The organism is Microbulbifer mixtoriginis (SeqCode) (genome assembly GCF_052467235.1).
The window spans coordinates 24,373-49,421 of sequence record NZ_CP174305.1 but is presented as its reverse complement, the minus strand read 5'-3'; the positions used below and the strand labels follow the sequence as shown (position 1 = coordinate 49,421).

The 25,049-nt window shown below is 48.5% G+C and carries 19 protein-coding genes; 10 read left to right on the top strand and 9 right to left on the bottom strand.

Annotation, left to right across the window (positions count from 1 at the left end; all coding sequences use genetic code 11):
• Positions 1-333: 333 nt before the first annotated feature.
• The gene (locus ACJJIO_RS00190; RefSeq protein WP_444886043.1) at positions 334-819 is read left to right on the top strand and encodes a hypothetical protein; all 486 of its coding nucleotides are present in this window, start codon (positions 334-336) and stop codon (positions 817-819) included.
• Positions 820-1,569: 750 nt separating this feature from the next.
• Here ACJJIO_RS00190 and ACJJIO_RS00185 read toward each other — a convergent pair.
• Both ACJJIO_RS00185 and ACJJIO_RS00180 read right to left on the bottom strand, forming a co-directional pair.
• The gene (locus tag ACJJIO_RS00185; RefSeq protein ID WP_444886044.1) at positions 1,570-2,469 is read right to left on the bottom strand and encodes an ABC transporter six-transmembrane domain-containing protein; all 900 of its coding nucleotides are present in this window, start codon (positions 2,467-2,469) and stop codon (positions 1,570-1,572) included.
• Between the two features lie 19 nt (positions 2,470-2,488).
• Entirely contained in the window at positions 2,489-3,055 is a 567-nt protein-coding gene (locus tag ACJJIO_RS00180) for a TetR/AcrR family transcriptional regulator (RefSeq protein ID WP_444909749.1), read from the bottom strand.
• Between the two features lie 104 nt (positions 3,056-3,159).
• Between ACJJIO_RS00180 and ACJJIO_RS00175 the strand changes: the two genes are divergently transcribed.
• From ACJJIO_RS00175 to ACJJIO_RS00165, 3 genes are all read left to right on the top strand, one after another.
• On the top strand, positions 3,160-4,272 hold the full coding sequence (locus tag ACJJIO_RS00175; protein ID WP_444886046.1) for an efflux RND transporter periplasmic adaptor subunit: 1,113 nt from the start codon (positions 3,160-3,162) through the stop codon (positions 4,270-4,272).
• A gap of 9 nt (positions 4,273-4,281) precedes the next feature.
• Positions 4,282-7,401, top strand: a complete 3,120-nt coding sequence (locus ACJJIO_RS00170; RefSeq protein ID WP_444909748.1) for an efflux RND transporter permease subunit — start codon at positions 4,282-4,284, stop codon at positions 7,399-7,401.
• A gap of 402 nt (positions 7,402-7,803) precedes the next feature.
• On the top strand, positions 7,804-9,762 hold the full coding sequence (locus tag ACJJIO_RS00165) for a hypothetical protein (protein WP_444909747.1): 1,959 nt from the start codon (positions 7,804-7,806) through the stop codon (positions 9,760-9,762).
• A 125-nt stretch (positions 9,763-9,887) separates the two neighbouring features.
• Here ACJJIO_RS00165 and ACJJIO_RS00160 read toward each other — a convergent pair whose 3' ends face one another.
• Complete coding sequence (locus ACJJIO_RS00160; protein ID WP_444909746.1) at positions 9,888-11,072, bottom strand: serine hydrolase domain-containing protein; 1,185 nt, start codon at positions 11,070-11,072, stop codon at positions 9,888-9,890.
• A gap of 128 nt (positions 11,073-11,200) precedes the next feature.
• On the opposite strand from ACJJIO_RS00160, the gene ACJJIO_RS00155 reads away from it, so the two are divergent.
• Together ACJJIO_RS00155 and ACJJIO_RS00150 are read left to right on the top strand one after the other, a co-directional pair.
• Complete coding sequence (locus ACJJIO_RS00155) at positions 11,201-11,668, top strand: hypothetical protein (RefSeq protein WP_444909745.1); 468 nt, start codon at positions 11,201-11,203, stop codon at positions 11,666-11,668.
• Positions 11,669-13,016: 1,348 nt separating this feature from the next.
• A complete protein-coding gene (locus ACJJIO_RS00150) occupies positions 13,017-13,673 on the top strand; it encodes a zinc ribbon domain-containing protein (RefSeq protein ID WP_444909744.1) in 657 nt (218 codons plus the stop codon).
• Between the two features lie 695 nt (positions 13,674-14,368).
• Here ACJJIO_RS00150 and ACJJIO_RS00145 read toward each other — a convergent pair.
• From ACJJIO_RS00145 to ACJJIO_RS00130, 4 genes are all read right to left on the bottom strand, one after another.
• Positions 14,369-15,754, bottom strand: a complete 1,386-nt coding sequence (locus tag ACJJIO_RS00145) for an L-serine ammonia-lyase (RefSeq protein ID WP_444909743.1) — start codon at positions 15,752-15,754, stop codon at positions 14,369-14,371.
• A gap of 187 nt (positions 15,755-15,941) precedes the next feature.
• A complete protein-coding gene (cmoB, locus tag ACJJIO_RS00140; RefSeq protein ID WP_252085732.1) occupies positions 15,942-16,919 on the bottom strand; it encodes a tRNA 5-methoxyuridine(34)/uridine 5-oxyacetic acid(34) synthase CmoB in 978 nt (325 codons plus the stop codon).
• Positions 16,920-16,925: 6 nt separating this feature from the next.
• Positions 16,926-17,669, bottom strand: a complete 744-nt coding sequence (gene cmoA / locus ACJJIO_RS00135; protein ID WP_252085733.1) for a carboxy-S-adenosyl-L-methionine synthase CmoA — start codon at positions 17,667-17,669, stop codon at positions 16,926-16,928.
• A 120-nt stretch (positions 17,670-17,789) separates the two neighbouring features.
• Positions 17,790-20,699: an insulinase family protein gene (locus ACJJIO_RS00130; protein WP_444909742.1), complete on the bottom strand. Its 2,910-nt coding sequence runs from the start codon at positions 20,697-20,699 to the stop codon at positions 17,790-17,792.
• 175 nt (positions 20,700-20,874) lie between these two features.
• Here ACJJIO_RS00130 and ACJJIO_RS00125 point away from each other — a divergent pair, with 175 nt between their 5' ends.
• The 3 genes from ACJJIO_RS00125 to ACJJIO_RS00115 are packed head-to-tail and all read left to right on the top strand — an operon-like array spanning position 20,875 to position 22,716.
• Complete coding sequence (locus tag ACJJIO_RS00125; protein WP_252085735.1) at positions 20,875-21,603, top strand: DUF599 domain-containing protein; 729 nt, start codon at positions 20,875-20,877, stop codon at positions 21,601-21,603.
• Positions 21,593-21,922 (top strand): nucleotide pyrophosphohydrolase, encoded by a 330-nt coding sequence (locus tag ACJJIO_RS00120; protein WP_444909741.1) that lies wholly within the window; start codon positions 21,593-21,595, stop codon positions 21,920-21,922. The genes ACJJIO_RS00125 and ACJJIO_RS00120 overlap by 11 nt, the downstream gene beginning before the upstream one ends.
• A complete protein-coding gene (locus ACJJIO_RS00115; protein ID WP_444909740.1) occupies positions 21,919-22,716 on the top strand; it encodes a methyltransferase in 798 nt (265 codons plus the stop codon). Before ACJJIO_RS00120 ends, ACJJIO_RS00115 begins: the two co-directional genes overlap by 4 nt.
• A gap of 24 nt (positions 22,717-22,740) precedes the next feature.
• On the opposite strand, the gene ACJJIO_RS00110 is transcribed toward ACJJIO_RS00115, so the two are convergent.
• Positions 22,741-23,268: a J domain-containing protein gene (locus tag ACJJIO_RS00110; RefSeq protein ID WP_444885110.1), complete on the bottom strand. Its 528-nt coding sequence runs from the start codon at positions 23,266-23,268 to the stop codon at positions 22,741-22,743.
• 174 nt (positions 23,269-23,442) lie between these two features.
• On the opposite strand from ACJJIO_RS00110, the gene msrA reads away from it, so the two are divergent.
• Positions 23,443-24,066: a peptide-methionine (S)-S-oxide reductase MsrA gene (msrA, locus tag ACJJIO_RS00105; RefSeq protein WP_444909739.1), complete on the top strand. Its 624-nt coding sequence runs from the start codon at positions 23,443-23,445 to the stop codon at positions 24,064-24,066.
• 143 nt (positions 24,067-24,209) lie between these two features.
• On the opposite strand, the gene ACJJIO_RS00100 is transcribed toward msrA, so the two are convergent.
• Positions 24,210-25,049, bottom strand: a complete 840-nt coding sequence (locus tag ACJJIO_RS00100) for a sulfurtransferase (RefSeq protein WP_444909738.1) — start codon at positions 25,047-25,049, stop codon at positions 24,210-24,212.

Genomic DNA, 25,049 nt, shown 5'->3' with positions numbered 1-25,049 from the left:
GTGCCTAGCTGAAAAATATTGTGTCTTCAAGATGTCGGCACTGGGGTAATGGGGTAAGGGTATAGGATTTTCAGGTAGTTCGTATAAGAAACAATCTATTTGGTACTTGGCGCTAGATATCGATATGTCATTGATATTTTCATATCAAGTGATTGGCACTATTAGAAAATGATTAGAATGCAGAGCCTTTGCTCTTTCTGAGGGGCTTTAAGGATGTTATTTTTATGTCAATATTTTATTTGGCTTCATTTTTTCAAAAACCAAATATGATAATTATGCGAGTTTTCTTGGAGGGGGTAGTAGATATGCCTGGTTGTGATTTGGGGAGTGTCAGTGAAATTTGGTGATGCGGTTAGACGTGTGGCTTTAGCCTTCATTCGAGAAAAACAGTTACCCGAAAGTGTTTGGTATGGAGATCGTATCGATTTCACATTTACCTCATTGTTTTGGGGAGCGCTTTTGCTTTCAGCCTCAATTGTACTTTCCCCATTAATTTGGTTACTTCTCCAGCCCGTGCTTTATTTTATGTCCCAGGATATATCTAATCCTGTGGAGAGATGGCTCTGGCTTCTTCTGCTAGTTGTATTTATGGTAATTGTTAGGGTGCTTGATAGCTTTGTTCGGAAGGCAGATAGGAAACTTAGAATTTCATATGATGACTTGGGTTTGGGAGAAAAATTGATCTATTGGTTGGCTTCATTAGCTGCATTCAGTTGGATGTTTTCTCCTGGATTGGTAACAACTATGGATAGACTGTTTACAATGTTATTATGTATGTGGTATGTCTTTTTTTGTTCTATTCTTGCCGGTATGTTTTAGAGAAGTAGTAGCGATCAGATATGTTCACTAGCTGCCTTGGTTGTTAAGGAATGGAGAATTGGAGCTAAAATAATTAGGGTCAGAGTAAAATATTTACACCAAATTATATTTTTCCATTAAGTGGATGAGCAGAATTCCCAGTTGCCGCCCACAGCTTGCTAGCCCCATCCAGCAGCTGAAAAACCTTTATCTTTGCAGCGGCTAAAGAAAGCAACTCAAAAATAAAAATAAACCTCCACTAATTGACCTCAGTGAGAAAAAGATCGTTCTCCTGGTTCTATTGGCCATCTCTTGTTTGTTACAGATAGGAAGCGGAACGGCGAGAGAGCAGGTGTTGCTGAAGCCTGGGTTGCTGCGTGAGAAATAAAAAATCGCTCAAAAATAACTGCTGTAGATTGATCCAGGCTTAGCAGAAAATGGCAGAAAGAAAGCCTCGACAATCTCAAAAGCCGCACCCCAGTGCTTTCGCACCTTTATACAGGCCAAGCCCACAGCCTCTGTTAATCCCGGCGGTTGCCTAAGGCAAGTTTCACCGATATATCTGAAAAAGAGCTTGTGCCCAAAGGGAAATTCTATTCGATGAAATTTAAACCTGGATATCTATAGATTGGAGAGCTGAAGTCCAAGCCATATTTTGTTTTTGCATGCACTTTCGTGGAGCCGATCATGAGGAGAAAGAGGGGGCTATTAATAAAGAGTGATACTTATTCCAATGATAGTTGAATCATACTCCAAACTATCCCCTTTTCCTTATGAGCCAATCCGATTTGAAATTTCCTTCAAACGAATAACCTGCTGAACATAGAGTGGTAACGCAGATACCTTCCCAATAAAGTCGAAGACGTACATTAACAGGGCAACGATCAATCCATAGTTCACTAGGCCCCCATCGATTGCTGCTATGGGAGCGTAAACAAACAAAGCGACTATGCCAGCCCACAATATAAAGTAGGTGCCTGTTTCCAGGTCGCTCAATTCAATATTCCACTGCATAAGGCGCCGGAAGTGGGCTTTCGCGTGCTCAACATTTGGCTGTTTAATCGCATCAACCTGATATTCCAGTTCATTATTATAAGATTCATTCAGTTGGTAATTGGTATTTCCGATTACGGAATAGATCAGGGTAATCAAAGCTAGGAGAGCCAGGCAAGCGAGAAAGATATTGAAGTTGATGGCGCTAATAATAATGAGTAACCCCACCGTGCCAATAGTAACGGTAATAATTTCCGGTAGGCTGTTTTCAAAAAACTCGACAATTTCAGTTAACAAACTGGAGCGCGCAGTAATAGTCGATACAGACTGTTTCTTTGCTTTTTCACGGGCTACCATTTCCGAAGTAACTACTTGATAAATATGTGCGTAGACTCTGGTATCGTAAAATCTTCGGGCGCTTCCTATAAGAATAGAAATGCTACCTAAGGTTGCCAAAAGATAGATGCCATTGTAGGACTGTTCTAATAGACTATTGATAGCCCAGCCGATGGCAAGTGGAAAAAGTAGTTCGAGGAGTGTTTCAATAACGACCAGCGATAGGGTCAAGGATACTCGCCACTTAAATCGGGTAAAAATCGAAAGTAAAGAATGTTTGTGCTTGCCTTTCGTATAATCATCATCTGTTGATTTTGAAACAGTGGTAACTGGCTGAGTCATTTAACAACACTCTCAATGCTTAACGAGCAACGCCATTGCAAAATGTGTGAAACGCTAAATCGGCCAGCGTATCATGATCTATGGATTCTGCATTTTTTGTTAGCCAGGATGTATAAAGCAGCCCCTCTACCAGGTTTACCACCCAGGAAGTAGGAAGTTTCTTGGACAGGCTGCCTTCAGATTTTGCGTATTCCACCAATGTCGCGATTTCACTCTCTTGTTTCTCATAGATAGCGGTGAGCTCTGGGTCATCTTCATCAAAGTCTCCCAACTTCATTAAAAACTCCATTTCGGCCGACAGCGGAAAAATCGCTTTGAACATCAGGTGGAAAGCTTGCAGAGCGGATTCAGCCTCGCTTTCCAAGTGTTCGGTGGCTTTATCAAATGCCTCCAGGCAGTGAATCGCAACCGCCTTAATCAGCTTTTCTCTCGTGTCATAAAGGCGGTAAAGGGTAGTGCGCCCAACTCCGGCCGCCCGGGCAATATCGCTAAAGGATGCCTCCCTATTTTTGCTCAGGAGTTCCATACTCGCCTTCATGATCGCAGTTTGTGACTTCTGAATACGCGCATCTAGGTGATCAGCCATGGAGTTATTACCTGAACTTTATGGAACATACTTGTATCATAATCTGCTATTAGTTATGGTTCAAGTGTGTTCCATAAAATGTAAGTTGCCTAGGCATGATGAAAATGGCGGGAATCTGGTTAAAGCGGCGGGCTGCAGGTATTGTTGCCACCAGCTTGCTGGTCTTGGTGGGGCTATGGCTTATGGCTGAGCAGCAGCCTGCAGCCATGGTGGAGAAGTCCAAAGAGTCTGGCCTTACTGTTACTGTCGTGGAGGCAGTGCCGGCGGATGCTCAGCTTGAAGTCAAAACAACAGGCATAACACAACCCCGCTGGGCGACTGAGGTTATCGCATCAGTGAGCGGGCGTGTCACCCATATTGCTAACCACGCAATGCCGGGCAGCCTCATTAGGAAAGGTGAAATACTGGCGTCGCTACAGGATACTTTTTACCAGGCTGAACTCCGTGCTGCTCAAGCCAGAGTGTCAGAGGCTGAACTCAACTTGGCCGAAATACTCATGCGTCAATACGTGGCAAAACGCGGGGATAAAGCGAAGTCATCATTTGGCCGACTGGAGCCGCATGTCAAAGCCGCAGAGGCAAATCGAGAAGCGGCGAGGGGAGCTCTCGCATCCTCCCAGCAGAGGTTGGCTGATACACAAATTAAAGCGCCTTTTGACTCGGTGGTTATTGCCGATTTAATCCATCCTGGTCAATGGATAAATGAGGGGGATGTACTCTTTCGAGTAGCAGCCAGTGACTACCTGGATGTCAAAGTTGAGCTTTCCGAGCAGACCTGGCAGCGCTTAAACGGCCTTCAGCAAGGCCCCTACAAAATCACAATAGAGGCGCCTGATGGACAACAATGGCAGGCCTCGGTCCGTTACCTAAACCCAATTATGGATGCGGACACCCGTCAGCGCAGCCTTATGCTGCAGGTGGCTAACCCCTTTCAGCGCGAGACCCCTTTGCTTGCTGATCAACAGGTCGATGTAGTGTTTGGAGGCAACATACAGAGCTATGTTGTCAGTGCACCAGCATCGGTTCTTACAGAAGATGGGAAAGTATGGAGCGTTTCTGAACAATCCCTACTTTTGGAAGAGATAGAACTACTGGATATGCGGCCGGATTCGGTTCTATTTCGTTACAAGAATCGGCCCCACCAGAATCGTCAGCTTGTTCGCTTTCCTTTGACCAACTTTTTAGAAGGTCAAGCGGTTGCAATGACTATCCACTAAGGCCTGCATATGAAAACACTCACACGTTGGTTTCTGGATAACCCGGTTGCCGCTAACCTGCTCATGGTATTCATTTTAGCTGCAGGCTTGCTGACCTTTCAAAATCTGCGGGTGGAAAGCTTTCCACAAATTCCACCTACAGAAGTCGAAATCTCCGTTGTCTACCCCGGCGGTACTGCCCGCCAGGTCGATGAGAGTATTACACAGCGTATTGAGGAAGCTATTAGTGGTGTTGCGGGAATAAAGCGCATAACCAGCCAATCAAGCCAAGGTTACGCTTTATTGGTAGTGAAAAAAAATACTAATGTGAACCTGGATCGTTTGATTGAAGATATTCGCAATCAAGTTGAAAGTATCGAAGGGTTTCCCGTATTGGCGGAACGGCCGCGTATTTATCGCAGTGAATATACGAATCTTGCGGCGTTTGTCATGGTCTACGGTGGTGACAATAATGATTCGCTTCAACAGGTATCCTCACGAGTAGAGCGAGCGCTTAAGAAGCATCCTGCTATTTCCAAAGTGACATACCTGGGGAAAAGAAAGCAACTACTGGCTATAGAGCCAGACCCCAGGAAACTTCAACGCTACGGTTTATCTCTTGAAAACCTAACGGAACGTATTCGCCAGTGGTCAGTGGAATATCGCAGTGGTGAATTAAGAACGGCCAATGGCAATATTGTGCTGCAGGGCAGTTCCCTGGCTGACAACTTGGCGGAGCTTAGGAATATTCCCATTATCACTAAATCGACGGCACGAGTGAGACTCAGTGATATCGCTACGGTTAAGCGAGATTATGAGCAAACCGACAGTATTGTTCGATATCAGGGGCAACCAGCAATCGCACTGATGGTATCCACCAGCCAAAAAGACAACCTGTTTCATATCCATGAAGCCACACAATCAGTATTAGAATCATTGGAATCGACATTACCCAAGAACCTGCAGTTGGATGTAATGGCTGATATGTCTCCCTATATTTCCGAGCAATTAGACTTGCTAAGTTCCAACGCCTTGCAGGGATTATTAATCGTCTTATTGCTATTGGTGCTTTTTTTAGATACGCGGCTGGCCTTTTGGGTTGCCTTAGGTATTCCCATATCCCTGGCTGGTGCGATTACATTGATGGGTTTTCCTTCCCTGGATTACAGCATCAACGATATCACTATATTCGGTATGATTTTGGTACTGGGGATATTGGTAGATGATGCCGTTGTGGTCGGTGAAAGTATTCACCAGGCGAGACAAAATACAACTGACACGAAAGAGGCTGCCTGGAAAGGGGTTGAAGCCGTAGCCGTGCCCACAGTTTTTGGCGTATTGACTACAATTGCGGCCTTCTCACCGATGTTATGGATTGAAAATGAATTGGCAAAAGTCTTATCAGGATTCTCTGCTGTAGTGATATTTGCATTGATATTTTCATTAATTGAGAGCAAATTTATATTACCCGTGCATTTAAGCTATCCAAAAACGCATACTCAAACTAGTGGCACAATAAAACGATGGATTGAGATTGCCAGAGAGAAATGTAACCGTTTATTAAATCAATTTTCGGATAAGATATATACTCCGCTTTTGTCATTGAGCCTGGCAAACCGGAAAACAAGTATCAGTCTATTTGTCACCTTTTTGCTGCTGGCCTATGGCGCTATGTTCAAGGGACATATCGCTTCAGTATTCTTTCCCGAAATTCCAGGACGCTATGCCACGGTTAAAGTCACTATGCAGCATGGAGTTGCAAATACTTTAGCGGAACGCAACACCGATCAACTTGAACAGGCCATCAAGCGCACCGCAAATAGATTGCAACAGGAGTATGAACTTCCGGAGTCACCTGTTAGCAAGTATATCGTGTCAAAGGACGGCACCAAGACCATAGAGTTGACAGCGGAATTAACACATGATGCTCTGGCCAGAGTAGAGAGCAACCGCTTTTTAGAGGAGCTGCGGCTGCAAACAGGTATCCTGGAGGGAAGCTATGCAGTGAAGTTTAGCCTTACGGAAGAGCCGGCGGGGGATACTGCCATTGCGGTTTCTGCCAGCAATCGAGATCAGGCGAAACAAGTGGCTGGCCGCCTCAAGGCTCTACTCGCAGAGTTACCCGGTGTGAACGATGTCTACGATGATAGCCAACTAGCCAAAAGACAGCTGAAAATTACGGTCAATGAGCGGGGAGCCAGCCTGGGAATTGATCAAAGTCACCTGGCAGTGCTGATAGGGGGAGCATTCGGCCAGATTGAGATACATAGGCTGTTGGATAAAGGGGAAGAGACATTGGTATTGGCTCGCTTACCTCAAATTCAGACTAAAACAATCGAGCAGTTAAAAGCCACTCCCATTAACCTGGGTAACAACAGCTACGTAACCTTAGGTGAAATCGCCCAGCTGAAGTATGAGCGGGAACCGGAGGTAATTTATCGGCGAGATCGCGATGAAGTGGTCAGCATCTACTGGCGTCAGAATCGCTCTGTCAGTTCACCGGAAAAAAACTGGGAGCGATTAAAAGAAGAGCTGGTGCCAGAACTGGAGCGCCTTTATCCGGGTGTCCAAATTAAAGCCGTTGGTGAATTTGCCGAAATAGTAGAAGTACAGGCTGGATTTAAAAAGTCCATGTTGCTGACGCTTTTACTTATCTACGTTTTGTTGGCGATACCATTAAAATCCTATTGGCAACCAGTGATTATTATGTCGGTGATTCCAATGGGCTTTGCGGGGGCAATTATTGGACACGGCCTACTGGGCTTCCCAGTAAGCTTATTATCCTTATTTGGAATGATGGCAATGACTGGGGTAGTGATTAACGATTCCCTAGTATTAATGAGCCGATTTAATCAGCTCTACGCGCAGGGTGTGCCAGTAAAAACAGCGCTACTTCAGGCTGGGAAAAGTCGCGTAAGGGCAATTTTCTTAACTACGGTGACTACTATCTGTGGGTTGCTACCCTTATTAGCCGAAACCAGCGAGCAAGCCCAATATTTAAAGCCAGCGGCTATATCCTTAGTGTTCGGGGAGCTATTTGCTACACCGATTACTCTAATCCTGATCCCTTTGTTGCTTTCTTTTAAGCAGAGCAAACTTGCTTTGAAAAGCGATAGTGCTTCTTATCCTGGACAGGTCTCGCTTAGGTGACTTAAGCTGTAAGGTTAAGCTGATGAGTGGACGTTTAGGAGCGAGCGCCGGCTAGACGTTCATTTATTTGATGCTAAAGCCTCCAGTTTTTTGCGGAAGCAGGTGCTCGGCTGTCATCAATAAGCAATTCGGGAGTGCTCATACTGAATAATATCACCCATTTTTAATAGAGCTTTATGAGTGTAGAGCACACTTCTAACGCAATTTGTATATAGGTGACAAATATCGTCAGAAAGGCACCGATATAGGCAGGCTTTAGTTTCTTCATTTTTTTAAATGCGACACAGAAAATTATTCACGAAAAAATAAAATTCTTTTCGTATTTTCATTTCGTGACTCATTGGAACTTAATTCTTAATCCTTACCTAACACACAAATCAAAAAATAAGATTTCAGGCGATTATGGACAAGTTATTTAGCAAGAAACTATTGGTGCTGGCATTAACTGCAGCTTTGGCTGCGTGTAGCGGCGGAGGGGGCGGTTCTTCAGACTCTGAACCTGAGACACCAGCTGTGGGTGATGGTGGCAGTAATAATGGTGGTGATCAGGGTGGCGATAACCAAGGAGGTGATAGTGGTTCCGGCGATACTGGGAGCGATACGCCCCTTCCCGATAATGATCCCTCAACGGTAACGGTTGGAGATGTTTCTACTTCCGATCTGGGGTTTGCCACAATAACTGCTACAGATATCACCCTGCCTGATGCAATGGTAAACGCCCAGGAAGTTTACCAGCTTGCACACTATATTGGCCGAACAGATAGTGAGCAAGATGAGGAGTACATTGATATTCCAATTCGTAGCTATACGGCAACTTGCGCTACGGATACTGATAAGCCGCGGATGTTCGTGTCCACTACATTATCAGAAGGGTTAAAAGCTTCTGATCCAACATACGGTTCTGTTTACGAGCTGCAGTATAACCCCGAAACCTCAAGCTTCGATCAAACGGGTAATACTACAATCCTTAAGCAGTGCTATGAAACTCATGGTATTACTGCAAGTGTAGACTGCTCTAGAGTCGCTGTTTTATGCAACACCGAATATAAAGCAAGTGAGCGTTACGATGTTCAGAAAGACCTTGTAGAGGAGTATGGTACTACTTGGATGAAGATTGAGGACAATCTCGACGCTGTTGCTGGTACTGATAATGAGAAAAAGTACAATGATCAGATTTGGTTAATGGAGTGGGATGATAAGCCCTTATCTGAGAAGCCTGATGCTTACGTAGTTAATAAAATGCACGGTGGCACTCACTTAGGTGCTCAAGAGCTACTGTATGTTGAAAATGACAGTAAAGGGCGCACCAATTATGCATTCTCCGTCACTGCGCGAGTACTTGTCAGCGGCTCTCACTATTCAGCTGGGCTGACGGTGATCGAGCGAGATGATTGGTCCTTGAAGATGTCCGGAAGTGATAACAGGGGCTGGGACTGGGCATGTGGACATGGGCATGTGCTTAATATCCGGGCTTTCTATAATCCTGGGAATGAAATGTTTGGGGCACTTTGTACCAGTGACGGAAACGATTACCACCCCTCACCAGGTTTGAAAGCGATTGCTATTAAAATGGAAGATAGCGACTCTTTTGAGGGTACTTATAATCACGTAGTCCCTACTACAAGTGCGATGATCTCCAATGGGGGAGGGCACACAGTTGTTCCAGTGGATGCGAACACGAATCTCTCAGTGGTTGTTTCTCCTAAGTACATTGAAGATGAGAATATGAATATGTTCTTACAGGATGTACTTGGTATAGATACTAGTGGCGACGGCCCCTTTGATGACCAATGTGCGGCTGAAGACTATAAAAATTGTTTCTTCGCGTATCTTGAAGATAACTACTATGGTGGCGATTACCCGCTGATTGCGAGGCAAGGACTCTATTCTGGTGGTGCGCTGGATACATCATCCTTAACTCGCGTAGGCATCGCAAAAGTTGATGGCCGAGGCAATATAGAGGGGAATGGCTTCAAGTGGCTGGCGGAAGATTCCGACTGCCAAATTAGTGACCCCCAGCTCGTCGACTTGAAGAATGGCCGCTACTTGTTTGGTTATGCACAGTTCCAGTGTATTTCCGATAACCTTCCCTACAATCGCAGTTACAACAAGAAAGGCGAGGCTATGCGTATGTTGGTACCTAAAGCCTACTATGTGATGGAGATTGACGCAGACCTCAATGTACTTGAAGGGCCAGTAAAACTCACCGATTATGGATGGGGTGGATTGGATGAGCCGATGTATCTAGGTAACGGCAAAGTGGCCTGGAACTATATCAAGAATCCTACCTTTGAGAATTATATCGGCGGTCAGCAAAACGTCTGGCAAGCGATTGTTTACCACTCTAAAAGTGTGAACTAATCCAGCTATTCATCTTTATACGGGGGTAGGCTTGCCTACCCTCGCAATTTCTGATGCTTATAATTGCACCGCTTTAGTGAGTTTAAAATAATTAAAGGCTCAAGTCTTATCTATTCAATGTGATTTTAACTTTCCACTGCAGTCTTAGTATTACATCTTTCAACTACATCATAGATTTTTTTAGATAGCTCTTTAAGCATATTAATTTGAGGCCTTTCTGCATTCCTGTTGGTGAGAATGACAAGTGCAAGCCCTGTTTCAGGAGCAACATAAGCGGCCGTGTATACCCCAATATTGCCACCCCAATGCCTTAAATAGGAGCGCTTTTTGTAGTTATAGCTATTCCATGCAACAAGTTGACTTTCCAGATGGTCTGGAATGCCACTCATGGAGCGCTCAGCAAACATCTCTTGAAGCACCTTTTGGGAGGAAATAGTCTCCCTCATAAATACACCTGAATTAGCAACCGCACCGAAGAATTTTGTCAAATCTGATACTGTTGAGCGCAACATTCCTGCCGGATATCCGGGAGTACTACTTTGTGCAACTGCGACAAGCTGGCCATCAGAAAGGGTTTGATAAGGCGTTGCGACTTCTAACCCAGACGTATCTGCTATAGTCCAGAAAGTATGATCCATTCCCAGTGGCCCAAAGAAGTTTTTCTGAGTCCAATCTTTTAAATTCAATCCAGATTGTTGCTCGGCCCAGTTGCCCAACAAGTTGTAGCCCATATTGCTGTAGCTCCATTGCTCCCCGGGCGGGGATTTCAGGAAAGACTTATCTGCTGAATAATATTTGCCACTCTCTAGAAGGACATCTTCCAGCAGCTCGGAAAGCTTCATTGCTGAATCTTGCCCGGGTGTTCTGAAATCCACCTCATAATACATACCATCCTGTATGCTGGATGTATGTGTAAGCAATTGGAGTAGGGTGATTTCCTTTGAGGGGTGATGGGGGTTCGCTAGGAGAGAGCCTGGTTCAAGGGCCACAGAACTTTCTAGTTCGAGCAAGTGCTTATCAGCAATCTCCATTACCGCCAAAGCTGTGATTGGCTTGGTTACAGAGGCTATCTGGAAAATAGTGGAGGGAGTAACCGGTGTTTTGTGTAACTTGTCAGCAAAGCCAAAACCTTCTTCATACACCAATTCTCCCTCTAACGCTGCTCCTATCGCTATCCCCGGTATATCGGCCTCAACTCTAAGAGCTTCAATATCCTTTGAAAGGTCTTGTAACTGAACAGAGCAGTTTGTTTGAGCTAGCGCTCCCCAAGACTGTAAGAAAAGAGTGAAGATGATCCATTTTGTCCGCATTACTATCCTCCATAAATATATTTATAAACATGTTTATAAATATATTTGAAGGTTATGGTAGAATCAAGCATCAATACTCTGCTGATGAGCCCCAAATTAATTTGAAAGATGGATGAGAGTTGTCTTTTATGAGCCCTGAGAATTACTTTATTGGCAAGACTGCGGAGACTATCTCTACTCTTATCACCAAGCAGTGCGAGATAATTCTCACGAGAAATGGTGTGGAAGTTCCGGTTAAATCTTGCTCAATCATCGTGACTTTGCATCGATTGGATGGATTGTCATTGAATGAAATTGCTCGTGAGACAGCCTCCTCCCCTCAGCTGATTAAGCAGAAACTTCCGAAGTTACTTAAGCTCTCACTCATTAAGCATGAAGATGACTCAAGTGATAAGCGAAGGAGGCTTTTCTTTCTGACAGATAAAGGAAAGTTGCAGGTAGAGAAAATACTTGAAACATTTCAGGAGTTAGAGCGTTCATTGGATAGGCTCAATAAACATCTGGGGTTCAGCCTTTTCGAAAAGCTCGAGGAAATAAAACGGGCACTTACTGAAGTTCCACTTCATTCAGATGGAGAGCATTCTATTAAACAATAAATTGTCTTGAGGAAGTGGACTGGTCTACTAAACCTGGACCCCAATTTGGGTGGTAAGATTGCTGTGAAAACACATCTGTTCAAAGTGTAGACAACGTTGACCTTTTCTCTTGAATTTAAGGTCTGGTAGTAGATCTGGGCTATAAATAGCTGAAGCGGCCTGTTCATTGGATATTAGTACATCGGCCATCTGCCTGTTGGTTGAAGCAACTAGAAGTAAGGTGTGGGGAAGCATATCTGCAAGTAGGGCATTTGTCACTGAGCAATAGATCTCTCGGGAGTTTGAAGCCCATATCGGTTGTCTAGAAAGGGAGAGGCATGAAATAGGCTACCGTTCACTTGATATCGGACGAGATAAACCGTACTCGCTGATAGGCTCGATTGAGTGAGCGGGAATTCTTTAAGCTGGTCTGCAAAGAGTTTGAAATACCCTGATTATGCTACTACGAATATAGGAAAAGGAAGGTCATCCGTTGATGTACCCAGAGCGCAGCTTTACTCCAAAGCCATTGAGGTATTCGAGGGCAGTCGTAGTTTTGCAGGAAACTGTACAATTGAAAGTTTACTTTATGAGTAGTGGATATCAATCGAGCGCTTAAAAGCCTGAAGGCTAATGTGTAAAGCGGCTTTGGTTTGTAAACAACCTAGACCTCATGATCATTAGAAAGCAATAGTCGAGCACTTGGATATACTGAGTGAACTTGATCGCCGGTTTAAAGTGGAAAAAATTAATCATGATTATTATGGTGATGATACTTATATCGAGGCTGGTTCAATCTGGTGTTACCTAGCTAGCGTCATAGCTTTTATATGCTCGGGTAGCGTTGGATGAGCCCTCCCTGGTAAGCCAGCCACTAACGATAAAAGCGCTGGAGATGGCTTGAGAGCAGTAAGGAATAGCCGGTGAGGTATATTTCACTCGGATCAAGGCAATCAGTGGATGAGTCATCAGTTCTGCCAACGGTCTTGGCCTTATGGAATGATCCAGAACATGGGTCGATGTGGGAATTCCTGAGAGAGTGCACAATTAGAAGACTGTTTCGGAATCTGAAAAATGAATGGATACCTTCTCTCGGTTACATGTAAACCAAGTCAATACATCACTCATTACTTGATAACTTACAACAACTGGTAGTGCAGCTACCAACTCAAGTAAGGTATGTCGCCTGCTAAAGCGAAGGAAAACTTAATTTGCTATCCGAGAATCGCTGATTACTACAGTCTATTTAGTTTACTTGGTAAATTGGCGTATAATAATTTGCTACAAAACTATCAAGGTATAAATTAAGCTTAGATCACTTTATGATCGATAATCTCTAAAGCTGAATTAGTCTAAGGAATTTTTGGGTATGAATTTAGTGGAGTGCGCTGCGTGTGGGAATGATATATCAAAGCAAGCTATAGCTTGCCCGAATTGCGGTCATCCAAGTGCATCTAAAGGGTCTCAAGCGACCGCTGGGAAGGACGTTAAATCTATTGGCGGCATGCTATGTGTGGGGATATTTTTGTTTCCTTTGATTTTTTCTTGGGTCACCCTAAAAAAAGAGTATTCTAACACTATAAGAACAGTTTCCTTTCTTTGGATGTTAATTGTCTTTTTATATATGTGGAGTATCCCTACTGATGAGGGGCAAATATCCCCCGCTGCAGCCGAAGTTAGCTCTAAACTGCAAAAAATACCAGAACAAGTTGCTGCCGAACAAACTGAATGTCGTAAAGATTTGAAGTGTTGGGCTGAAGAAAACTTCATTTCAGCAACGGTACACTGTAATCGGTATATTGAACAGCTTGCAGAATATAGTCACAGATGGACTAATGCCTGGTTGGAGCCAAAATTTAGTTATTATCGTTGGAAAGATATAAGTGCGGGTGTTGTCACTTATATCGGAGACAAAATACAGTTCCAGAATGGTTTTGGAGCTTTTCAAAATCATGTGTACGAATGCGATTATTCCCCAACTTTTGAGTCTGTAATAGACGTTAGGGCAGAACCAGGAAAAATATAGATCTATTTGAGAAGTCAATGAGTTTAAAGGTGATTATTATTTAGGTTGGTCCTAGGTTAGTTTAGTATTCGTACTTTATTTTTTCATTATACATTCTGAGTATTGCGGGCTCAGTAGTGCTTACCCAGGACGCCAAAGAGTCTATTATTAATAATTCGGCAAAGTAGTAGTTTAACTCTTTAATCTTCGTTCAAAATGCTTGTAGAGCCTAAATGAGGCTTTGTAGGCATTTTTTGTTTTGAGGTTGCCATTTTCCCAGGGGTGGATTTAGTAAAATGTAACTCCAAATTAATTTAGTGCATTAGTAGCTGCAAGAGATAGAGGGGAAAGAATTGAATTAGGGAAAAGTGATGATTAAGCCTTAGAAGCTATTTAGTTACTCCTATAATGAAATTGATATGTGGAGAAGTCACGATAAGAGGGTAAGCAGCCCTCCTGCCGAGCGACCCAAAAGGGGCAATTTCCCAGCCATGCAGATGAGATCTTTACGACTCAGCAGGCTATCCAGAAGAAGATCAGAGGAAGAGGCTTTGTTGCACACTAAGCGATGAGTCTTTTTTTATAGGATAAATCAAGTAAGGGATGTAATAATTTTACACCTCTCAATTAGGTCAAAATAATAGTGCCTCCCAATTGAACCCCTAAGCATAAATAGAGTACCGAGGCCAAACCCAGCCCCGGCATAAAGAAACCCATCAGCAGTTGACGGCGTTAACGGCCAACCCGCCCAGAGAAGTCTCTTTGTATTTGCTCTGCATATCGATACCGGTCTGGCGCATGGTTTCGATCACGCTATCTAGCGGTACGATATGGGAGCCGTCACCGCGTAGGGCCAGGCGTGCGCCGTTGATGGCTTTTACCGCGCCCATGGTGTTGCGTTCGATACAGGGCACTTGCACCAGGCCGCCGATGGGATCGCAGGTGAGGCCCAGGTTGTGCTCCATGCCAATCTCGGCAGCGTTTTCGATTTGCTGATTACTGCCGCCTTCCACGGCGGCTAGGCCTGCGGAGGCCATTGAGCAGGCTACGCCGATCTCACCTTGGCAGCCTACTTCGGCGGCTGAGATAGAGGCGTTTTTCTTAAATAGCATGCCGATGGCGCCGGCAGTGAGCATGAATTTCACCACCTGCTCTTTGAGTTCTCCGTGCACTTTCGGATCGTGCACAAATTCCACGTAATAGGCGATCACTGCGGGAATAACACCGGCGGCCCCATTGGTTGGGGCGGTAACGATACGTCCGCGAGCGGCATTTTCTTCATTGACGGCAAGCGCGAACAGGCTCACCCAGTCGAGGATGGCGAGGCCGCGATTGCGCTCTTCCGCTGTTTGTTTGCTCAACTCCTGATAGAGCTCGGCGGCTCGGCGGCGTACCTTCAGGCCGCCGGGCAGAATCCCTTTTTGTTGGCAGCCCCGCTCTATGGAGGCTTTCATCACTTTCCAGATATTCCACAGGCGGTCTTTGACTTCCTGCTCGCTGCGAAATGCTTTTTCGTTTTCCATGGCCAACTGGGCAATGGTCCAGTCGTGCTGATCGCAGATCTTCATCAGCTGTTCGGCACTACTGAAATCGTAGGGCAGCAGCGTGGCAATTTCTTCTTTGTGAGCGAAGTCTTCTTCTGAGAGAACAAAGCCGCCGCCGATGGAAAAATAACTGCGCTCGAATAGCAGTTCTTCGCCGCAATAGGCTTGGCAGGTCATGCCGTTGGAGTGTTGCGGTAGGAACTCTTCCATATGGAAGAGCAGGTCGCGATCGCGAACAAATTCTATTTTGTGGTCACCATTTAGTGTCAGCGCTTGTTCGCTGTGAATGGCGGCCATCTTTTCATCGATACTATCGACATTGATGGTATCGGGGGTTTGGCCAAGCAGTCCCATCAGTACCGCCATATCGGTGCCGTGGCCGATTCCGGTCAGAGCCAGGGAGCCGTAAAGGTGTACTTGAATGCGGTCGGTTCTTGCGAGTTGGTCGCGGTCGCGCAGGTCCTGAACAAATTGGCGGGCGGCGACCATTGGGCCCACCGTATGGGAGCTAGAGGGGCCTACGCCAATTTTAAACAGTTCAAATACGCTAATACTCATATAAATTCTCTGCGCTGGGCCGCAGATAGTCGCGGCCTTCCCTTAAGGATATAGTTGCACCATTTGGGGGCGCACTTTGCCCTACAAGGCGCAACAATCAAGATGGCAGTCGCTATTCCGTACAAAATTCTATTTGTTACGGCTTTTGCGGAATTTATGAGTTTCCAAATTGTGGCTGTGAAACAAGCTATGGCGCTTCCGCGACCAAAACAGCCCGTTTGGGCGCGGGGTGACCTTCTACTGTTTTGTCCGGTGATTGCGGATCGAGAAAGTCGGCCAGTGATTCAAAGTGCATCCAGTCGGTGCGCCGCTGTTCCTCCAGGCTGGTGATATTCAAGTCTACTGTCCTAGGATTGCGAAAACCGCACTTTCGCAGCCAACTTTCCAGTGTGGCGCAGCTGGGAAAGAACCATACATTGCGCATTTTAGCGTAGCGGCCCTCTGGTACCAGGCAATCCCCGAGCCCGCCATCAATCACTAAGGTCTCCAGCACCAGTTGTCCACCAGGGCGCAGGGTCTCGCGCAACTCGCGCAGGTGGTCCATCGGCGAGCGGCGGTGGTAGAGCACACCCATTGAAAAGGTGGTATCGAAGGCGCGCAGATTTGCGGGCAGGGCTTCGATGCCGAGTGGCAGCAGGTCTACCGGCTGTTCGTCGCCGAGATATTTTTTCAGGGCGTAAAACTGCGCGACGAATTTTGCCGAGGGATCTATGCCGATCACCCGCCGGGCCCCAGCGCCATAGGCGCGCCAACAGTGGTAGCCGTTGCCGCAGCCAACATCCAGTACCAGTCTGTTTTCCATAGGAGCGAGGTGCGGCAGCACCCGGTCCCACTTCCAATCGGAGCGCCACTCGGTATCGATAGGCAGGCCAAATATTTCCCAGGGGCCTTTGCGCCAGGGGTGTAGTTTTCTCAGTTCCTGTTCCAGTCGCTGCAATTGCTGAGGCGAGGCGTCGCTGGCCTTGCCGATACGCACGCTATTGCTGAGCTCGATGCTGGAGGGAGCGATATTCGGTAGGGCTTCGACAGCTGCGCGCCAGTCGGGCAGGTCGCCCCAGCGATGAGGGCTAAGGTTTTCGGCTACCTGTTGAGGAAGCTGAGCCAGCCAGCTGCGCAGCTCTGGGATATGTTGCAAGCCTTGGTAGAGTTGGGTGTAGTCAATCACGGGTAGTTACTTATCGGGGCTGCCTTTGATGGCGATCAGGGAGGCAAAGTTAAAACATTGGAACCAGACATCGACGCTAGTGAAGCCGACGCTCTTAAGACGAGAGCGGTGGGTGTCTAAGGTCTCTGGAATCAGCACATTTTCTAAAGCGGAACGTTTCTGTGCAATTTCCAGTGCGCTGTAGCCATTGGCGGCCTTGAAAGAGTGGTGTAACTCAATCATCAGTTCATTGTGGTCTTTATCGGCGAAGTCCACTTTCTCGGAAATAATCAGGATGCCGCCGGGGCGCAGTCCCTGCTGGATTTTGCGCAGGATTTCCTCGCGCTCCTCAACCGGAATAAATTGCAGGGTGAAATTCAGTACCACAACGGAGGCGTTTTCAATCGCTACGTTTTGCAGGTTGTCGCAAATGAGTTGCACGGGTACTTCACCGCTATCCGCTTCGAGTACAGTGCGCGCCTGGGATACCATCGCTTCGGAATTATCTACGGCAATGATTTCGCAGTCTGCTGCGGGAATACGGTGGCGCATGGCCAGGGTGGCGGCACACAGTGAGCTGCCCAGGTCATAACAACGGCTGCCCGCTTGGGCATAGCGTTCCGCGAGGGTGCCGATCATGGCCACGATGGTGGTGTAGCCGGGCACGGAGCGCTTGATCATGTCCGGGAAGACTTGCACCACCTGCCGATCAAATTCAAAGCCGGCCACCTGGCCCAGTGGGTTTGCGTAGATATTATCTTGTTTGCTCATCGGGACTTCGCTTAGGGATCACGGCATGGATCCAGGAGAAATGATTACTGCCGAGTACTATTTGTCTGCAAGCGGGTAAAACCGGCGCCCCGGCAGCTAATACTGCCGGGGGCCTCTCAATTACAGTTTTTCTTCTTGCAGATTGAGCTTCGCAGCCGCTTCACTGCCCTGGGGGCCGGTGACAATCGCGGTGCTGGCTTTGGACGGTTCCAGGTAAGTGGCACCAACGCGCTGCAGGTCTTGCAAAGTAACTTCGGTTACCCGCTTGCGGAACTGTTGGCGTACTTCGTGGCTGCGTCCATAGAGGCCTGAGTGGAAGTTCTTTTTGGCCTCACCGGCGGGGGAGCCGGGTTTATCCAGGCCGCCGATCACACCGAGGATCGATTCCTCCACTTGCTCTTCTTTGTGCTTGCCTTCGGCCAACCACTGCAGAGAGGCATCGAAGTCTTCTAGAGTTTCTCCCATACGCGGATCGCGATATGAGTAAAAGCGGAACACCCCGATATTGCTGTCGTGTCCGGCACCACCGCCGTAGGCGCCGCCCTGTTCGCGAATCGTGCGGTGCAGGAAGCCATTGCGCAGGAAACCGCTCAATACGGACAGCGGTGCGGCATCCGGGTGCGACATGGGTACGGTGGCGTAAGCTTTGGAGCAGAAATTCACCTGGCTGTTGGCCACCCAGAGCTCCTGTACCCGTCTGCGCTCGAAAGGTGCGTCCGGATTGGCCGCAGCCGTGCTGGATGAAGAGATAAGTGGTGCCAGTGCTTGGCTGAAGTCACTGAGTTTTTCCTCTTCGCCAATAAGCAAGAACTGGCGCGGGGCGGCGAGGATTTTGTTGTGGATTGCCTGGAAGTGCGCAGAAAGTTGCTGCAGGCCATCTTTCTCATCGAGCCCTTTGACCATGGCTCTCAGGTTGCGCAGGCCAAGCAGTCCACCGCTGGCGTGGCTCTCCCAGGCTGCGCGATTGTAGCCAGCACTGGCGGCTGCCATGGCGAGGGCATGGCCGTTGCCGACAACACCCTGTTCGCGGCGCGCCAGGGTCTGTTGCAATAATTCTTTGATACGGGCGTGCTCATCGAAGCGCACCTGCGCCATGGTGGCCTGCATCAACTCGGTGAGTTCACTCTGGTTTCGAGAGAGTGCCTTGCCGGAGAGAATAAAGTGGCCGGACAGGTGATCGAGGTTGTCGATGGCGGTGCGGCTGCTGGTGAAGCCATGCAGGGCACCGGCGACACGGGTCTGCCACTGCTGGACTTCCAGGTAGTCTTTATCGGCGAGGCCAACCTCACTCAATACCTGGCAGTAGTAGGGCAGTAGTGCCTTTTCCTCTTCGCTAAATTCGGGCAGGGCGCACACCATTTGTTGGTAAACCAGGCCATTGGTGCCAGCGCTGTAGCGGGTGAGTTTTTGTTCACCGATCTCAGTGATTTCACCCTCGACATCCGGCATTTCTGCGGGAATATCTTCTACCCCCACTTTGGGCAGGATGGAGGCATCATCTTCGCGATTCTGGCGGTCCGTGAGGGCCTTGGCAGTTTCGACTATTTGCGCTTTTTCCTGCTCGCTAAGGCGCGCTTTGATCTGTGCCAACTGCGCCTTTTCCGCCTGCTCTTTACGCCCGGCCAGTTTATCGTCCGGGCTCATTACCAGGCGCACGCGGTGCTGGTTTTCCAGTAGGAGTTCGCGCGCTTTATTGGCGATAAACATCGGGTCTTTGATCTGATCGCGCAATTTTTCCAGGGTAGTGTCGATATTCAGCAGGCCAACCGCATCACCGCGGTGAGTGGCGCCGGTGAGTGCGGTAAGGATCAGCTGCAGGCCATAGGGGTAGCCATCGCCTCCAATTTCGCGCTGCTGCAGTTCCAACTGATGCAGACTGGCAGCTACTTGCTCGTAGGGGATGCCTTTCTCGGCAACTTCTTCCAATACGGCGAGCACTTGTTTTTCCAGCTCGTCGGCGCGCTCGCGCTCGCTGCCTTCAATGCCACAGACAAATACCAGCTCCCGCTGGGAATCGTCCAGCCCGATAAGGGGGGAGGGGGAGGTGCCGAGGTCAGTGGTCTCGAGCAGTTTCATCAGTGGGGAGGCGCTGTTATCCAGCAGCACGCCGGCGAGCAGGTGTGCAGTGAGTGCCTCTTCCAGATCGGTAACGTCGCCGAGTAGCCAGCTAAGAACGATATGGGTTTTTTCTTCCAGTGCTTCACCACTAAGCGGGTAGTGCTCTTCCACCTTGAGCGGGGCGTGATAGCGGTCTTCGCGGCCCACTTCGATCGTCTTGTCCAGCTTCTCAAATTTGTGCAGCGCTTTTTCTTCGAAAGCTGCCTGGTGTTCGGCGGCGGAAATATCGCCGAAAGTCATAAAAATGGCGTTGCTGGGGTGGTAGTGACTGCGGTAGAAATCTACCAATTCCTCATAACTGAGTTTGGGGATATCTGTAGGCTCGCCACCGGAGTTGAAGTGGTAAGTCGTGGAGGGGAACAGATATTTACTCAGGGTGTGCCAAAGCTGCGAGCTGACCGAGCTCATGGCGCCCTTCATTTCATTGAACACCACGCCTTTGTATACCAGCTCGCTGCTGGTGTTTTCGGTTTCGGCGAATTCCAGGCGGTGCCCTTCCTGGGCAAAATCCAGTGGGTCCAGTGTGGCGAAAAATACCGCATCCAGGTAGACATCGAGAAGGTTATTGAAATCCTTGCGATTCTGGCTGGCAAAGGGGTAGGCGGTCCAGTCCGAGCTGGTGAAGGCATTCATAAAGGTGTTGAGTGAACGCCGAATCATCATAAAGAAAGGGTCGCGCACCGGGTATTTGTCACTGCCGCACAGTGCGGTGTGCTCAAGAATATGGGCCACACCGGTGGAATCGTGAGGCACAGTGCGCAGTGCCACCAGGAAAACATTTTCCGCGTTGTCTGCGGCAATGTGCAGGTGTTGGGCACCGGTGGTGGTGTGGCGGTATTCCTCGACACGTACGCCGAGGGAATCGATATCTGCGCTGGTAACCAGTTCAAATGCAGGATGTGAGTTGTTCAAAAGACAGCTCCCTGGAGTTATAGAAAATTTTCTGGCCGGCCTCTGCTGCCGGCGAAAGGGCGCTATTCTACCGCTTGCACACACCGGAAAGACAGTGTTGACAAGGATGTCAGCAAGGCGAAGACTTCACCTACCGAAGCCCCGGCATAAATGTAGACGAACAGGGAGATAGAGGTTGTCCTGGTTGGATATCGCCAGCGTCACTGGCTTTTTAATCACATGGGTCGGTTACACCGTCTTTGCACGCAAGAAAGCCAAAGAGACTTGGTGTCTCACATCATCATTACAGTGGTACCGGGTGGAGTGGATGCTGCGTATGCTCGATCGGGATATGCGCATGGCAGATACCGCAATCCTCAGTAACCTTGAGCGGGTGATTGGTTTTTTTGCCTCCACTAGTATTCTAATTTTGGCGGGCCTGGTGACGGCCTTGACGGCGAATAAAGCTGCCATCGAAGTACTCACCAGCTTGCCTTTTGCCGAGCCCACCACGGTTGAGCAGTTCGAACTAAAAGTGATGCTGCTTATCCTGATTTTTATTTTCGCCTTTTTCAATTTCACCTGGTCCCTGCGCCAATACTCGTTTGCCAATGTGTTGATTGGAGCCGCACCTCCGCCGGAAGCGGGTGAACTGTCGGAGGATGAGCGCCTTCGTTTTGCTATCAGCACCGCTAAGGTGATCGACCACGCCGGGCACAGTTATAACTACGGCCTGCGCTCCTATTACTTCTCCATGTCGGTGCTGGGCTGGTTTATCCATCCGCTGCTGTTTATTGCCGGTTACCTTTTTGTGGTTTGTGTCTTGTATCGGCGGGAATTTATGTCCCGCGCACTCAACTCGATTTTGGCGGCGCGGGAGGGCGGCCTGGAGCGACAGCAGAGGAAGAAGTTCAGTGGAAAATAGTGAAATTGTGGCGGCTTTTGACAAGGTGGCCAAGCTACGGGGCTGGGAGCAACTACATACTGCAAAGAATCTGGGGGTGGCACTTTCGGTAGAGGTGGCCGAGTTGAATCGGCATTTTCAATGGTGCGAAGACGCGGATATTCATTCGCTGATGCGGAGTGAGAATGCTAGAGAAGTTGCTGCAGAGCTGGCGGATATCCAAATGTACCTGTGTAAGTTGGCAGAGGTGCTGGGGGTGAATATGGATTTAGCGCTGCGCGATAAGATTGCGGAAAACGAGCGCCGCGCGATAGAAGTTTTAAATGGTGGGGCTCCATGAGTGAGGCAGGATTCAGCGACAGGAACTTTGACGACCTGGCGCATCGATTTCGCGATCGTATTTATGGCGGCCTCAAGGGGGATATCCGTCTGGCGGTGCTGAATCGGGATTTAGCTGCGATCGTCAGCCGGGAGTCGCGCACCTTAAAAATCGTGGATGCAGGTGGTGGCCAGGGGCACTTTGCCATGGACCTGGCTGCTGCGGGGCATCAGGTGTACTTGGCAGATATTTCGGCGCAAATGCTGGAGCACGCTGCCGCTGAAGTTGAGGTGAGACATTTACAAAAGCGGGTAACCCTTTTGCATAAGCCCCTACAGGCGTTGGCGCAGATGAAAGCGTTGCAGGGCGCGGACCTTGTGATTTGCCATGCAGTGCTTGAATGGCTGGAGGAGCCACGCTTGGCCTTACAGCAGCTACACCGTTTGCTCAAGCCGGGTGGCCATTTGTCCCTCACTTTTTACAATCGGCGCGCGCTGGAATTTCGCTTGTTGCAGCGTGGCAGTTTTCGCCAGCTGGAGCGCAATATTGATGAAGACTATTGGGGTGGGCACCCCGGGAGCCTGACACCACAAAACCCACTGCTATTGGAGTGGGTGAGTGATTGGCTGCAGGAGGCCGGTTTTGAGATGATCTGCCACAGCGGTATTCGTTGCTTTCACGATTTTATGACGCCTGCTATTCGTGACAAGTTACCCGCTGCGGCAATCGTACAAAAAGAATTGGAGTATTCTCAGACCGATCCTTATCGCCAGTTGGCGCGCTATGTTCACCTCTTGTGTCGTGTACCAGAATAACCTTGCCCTGATAAAGAGTTACGATCAGAGCGTATTCAGCAGCAGTTCTTTGGCGGCATTTACTCGTGAGGCTAGATAGTCGTTGCCGCCGCGATCCGGGTGTAGTTTTTGAATAAGCTTGCGGTGAGCGCCGATAATTTCATCGCGTCCGGCATTGGCGCCAACGCCTAGAATTCGTCGCGCTTCGTGTTCACTCAGAGGCGGCCCTTGGTCGGCCTGGGCGGCTTTTTGTTCCTGATGGGGTTCCTGTTCTTGTTGTTGGCTTTGATTTTGTCGATTGCGCGCATAACGCTCGAACAAGGGGGCCAGCCAGGGCATTAAACGAGTGAGTTGATTGAGCAGGCGGCCCAGCACCGGTAGGATCAGCAGGACCATGGCACCGACCCAGTGCAGCCTTCCGCTGACGGCTAGTAACACTACGATGACTGCTGCACCCAGTAGGGTGATAAAGAAAATCTGCTTGCGCCTATCGCCTTTAGAGCTGGACTTGATTTTCTGCCAGGCATACCAGATGCCGAGTAAGATCAGTATTAGAAGAATTAAACGTGCCAATGGCGGCTCCTTAGGTTCTGCACTTGCCAAGTTTGTGCCCAGGGCTTAAATATCTTTTCGATCCCATGGATTGTCAGGTTAACATGGCTCGCCTCAAGCCTTTCCAATCTCTGGGCGGAATGAGGGCTTGTGGCTATCCTGTTTGAAGAAAATTTCAGCACTTGAGATAACAGTATGCAATACGACAAATTCCAGATCCCGGATGCGGATCAGATTTTGCCCGGCCGACCACAGCCGATGGAAATCACCGGTATCCATCATGTCAACGGCAATTCAATCCAGGAGCCATTCCCCGAAGGCATGGAAGTCGCAATTTTTGGCATGGGATGTTTCTGGGGTGCAGAGAAACAGTTTTGGGACATTGACGGTGTCTATGCCACTGCGGTGGGTTACTCGGATGGTGCCACCGAGAATCCAAATTACGATGAGGTATGTAGTGGGCGTACCGGGCATGCCGAAGTCGTTAAGGTAGTGTATGACCCCAACAAGGTCAGCTACTCGGAATTACTAAAAACTTTTTGGGATATGCATGATCCCACCCAGGGAATGCGCCAGGGCAATGATATCGGTTCCCAATACCGCTCCTGCATTTTCTGCACTCACGAGGGGCAAAAGAAAGAAGCGGAAGCGAGTAAAGAAGCGGTGCAAGCAGCCTTGAACGAAAAGCAGCGCGGTGAGATTACTACCGAAATCAGCATGGCCCAGCCATTTTATTACGCTGAGGAATACCACCAGCAGTATATGGCGAAAAATAAAGAGGCCATCTGCCCAATATTGCGCAACCCCATGTACGATTGAGTCAAATCCGTTCGGCCAGAGGGGCGGTAACCACCGCCCCATAATTCTGCCTGCCCAAAAATCTCATTTTATTTCTTACTCAGCTTTTTCATGGTCTGTCATGTCAGCTCATGGTGCGTTTATTGAGGGTGCTGCTTTCCGCTTTATTTCCCTTGCCGTTGATGCGCGCACCAGTCACTCCAGCTGCCGGGATAGAGCAGGGAGTCCCGGCGTCCGGCAAGTTGTTGGGCAAAATAGTTCACACAAGCTGTCACCCCGGAGCCGCAGTAATTCAGAATCGGGCGTCCATCGGAGCGAGCGTCCCATAGTGCTTGGAGTGCTGCAGTTGACTTCACTTTACCTGCATCATCGGTCATTTCGCGCCAGGGTTGGTTAATCGCACTGGGAATATGGCCGGCAATAGGGTCTATGGGTTCGTGTTTTCCGGCGAAGCGATCCTCATCGCGGGCATCGATCAGCTGCCAGGGTGCATTGCCCAGGGAGGCCTTGAGGGTTTCGTAGTGCACCAGCAGGTTATCTTTGGGGTTTGCTTTGAAATTACCCTCTGGTGTGGTGGCGGGTTCACGGGTCTCTAGCGATAGGCCGGCATCGAGCCAAGCCCGCATGCCCCCATTAAGAACCTTAATATTGGTGTGGCCAAAGAAGAAAAACAGGAACCAAGCTCGTGCGGCAAAGCCCAGGCGATTATCATCGTAGACAACGACTGGCGTATCGGCGTTGATCCCCAGTTTGCGGGCGAACTGTTGGAACTGGGCGTTGCTGGGCATAGGATGGCGCCCACCTAATTGATGGGTAGGGGCCGATAAGTCCCTATGCAGGCTGGCATAGTGGGCTCCGGGAATATGCCCCGCTGCATACGCCAGGGCGCCACTCTCCTTATCGGCGAGGTCATAGCGACAATCCAGAATCTCTACGGTTTTGTTAGCGATGAATTCCTGTAAGTCTTCCACCTCAATAAGCGAAGCGCTGCGAACTCTGTCCAT